Genomic DNA, 236 nt, shown 5'->3' with positions numbered 1-236 from the left:
CATCGACCTCACGCTTATCAGGCGTGCGCTCTAACCAGCTGAGCTATAGGCCCATTTTTAAAGTTTTATCAAACACTCGGCTATGCTGTGATTTAAAGATATGGCTGGGCTAGCAGGATTCGAACCTACGAATGACGGAGTCAAAGTCCGTTGCCTTACCGCTTGGCTATAGCCCAATGAAAAAATGGGGCGGCTGATGGGAATCGAACCCACGAATGTCGGAACCACAATCCGAT

General features: G+C 48.7%; 1 tRNA gene. It reads right to left on the bottom strand.

The features are described from left to right. Positions 1 to 101 precede the first annotated feature (101 nt). Positions 102 to 176: transfer RNA gene (locus GXK58_RS26915), tRNA-Gln, on the bottom strand. Between the last annotated feature and the right edge of the window lie 60 nt (positions 177 to 236).

Source organism: Bacillus sp. USDA818B3_A (assembly GCF_009928415.1).
GTDB lineage: Bacteria > Bacillota > Bacilli > Bacillales > Cytobacillaceae > Neobacillus.
The sequence above is the reverse complement of the archived record's forward strand: the minus strand, read 5'-3'. Positions and strand labels throughout refer to the sequence as shown.